The following is a 983-nucleotide window of genomic DNA, read 5'->3' as shown; positions in this document are numbered from 1 at the left end:
CGAGTGCGAGGGGAATGGATCGCCCCCTGGGGAGTCGCCGAGTTTAAGCGACTTGGGCTTATCGAACTCCTGCAGGACAATGGCGCAATTCACGTCGAACGCAACGTTCCCTATGACGAAAACTGGTCGCCAGATGCTGCGGAGCAGCGTGCTTTTGATTTCACCAAGCTGCCACCAGACCTTCCAACTCCCATATGTATCGGCCATCCGACGATGTGCAATGCTTTCGCGGCGTCGGCAAAAGAGGCTGGTGCGCATATCCTAACTGGCATCAAACAGGTCCAAGTGACGGCGGGCGTCCGACCTGCCGTTTCGTCGGTTAAGGCCTCGCCTCGTCGTAGGTGCTGACGGGCGCAACTCAGTCCTGAGGAAACAACTGGGATTTTCTTTGCAGGCCGATGAACCGCACAATCTTTTGGGCGGGATGTTGGTCGCAAACGTTCCAGATTGGCCTCGTCACATTCAGGCGATCGGAACTGAGGATAGGCTGCATTATCTCGTCTTTCCTCAAGGGAAGGACTTGGTTCGCCTCTATGTATGCTACGAGTTTTCGGATCGACAAAAATTCGCAGGTCCAGATAGAAAGACCCGGCTGCTGCAAGCCTATCGATTGAAATGTTTGCCGCATGCGGAAGCGATACTTGGTGGCACGCCTATCAGCCCATTTTGTTCGTACTCCAATGAGGATCACTGGGTCGATGATCCAACGCTTCCAGGCGTTGTGCTTATTGGGGATGCAGCTGGCCACAACGATCCCATTACCGGACAGGGATTGTCGATTGCCGCCAGGGATGTGCGTATCGTATCCGATATTCTTCTTTCAACAGAAAATTGGGATCGCCTCGACCTTGAGGTCTATGTTGATGAACGACGGGAGAGATTGCGCCGTCTGAGAATTACAGCTGGCCTGGCGACGAAAATACGGGTTGAATTTGGCGAGGATGCCAAGCAACGGCGAGCTAGAGTCAGCAATAGAATGCTCG

General features: G+C 53.8%; 1 protein-coding gene and 1 pseudogene. Both read left to right on the top strand.

What is annotated here, in order from left to right; translation table 11 throughout:
- Positions 1 to 348, top strand: a pseudogene (locus AC629_RS48110) (FAD-dependent monooxygenase); the annotation flags it as partial.
- The coding region (locus AC629_RS46390; protein ID WP_210419248.1) for an NAD(P)/FAD-dependent oxidoreductase at positions 305 to 983 on the top strand (679 nt) is incomplete at its 3' end. The pseudogene AC629_RS48110 and the gene AC629_RS46390, both read left to right, overlap by 44 nt.

Origin of the sequence: Bradyrhizobium sp. NAS80.1 (assembly GCF_001908205.1) — a bacterium.
In the GTDB taxonomy this organism is placed as follows: Bacteria; Pseudomonadota; Alphaproteobacteria; order Rhizobiales; family Xanthobacteraceae; genus Bradyrhizobium.
The sequence above is the reverse complement of the archived record's forward strand: the minus strand, read 5'-3'. Positions and strand labels throughout refer to the sequence as shown.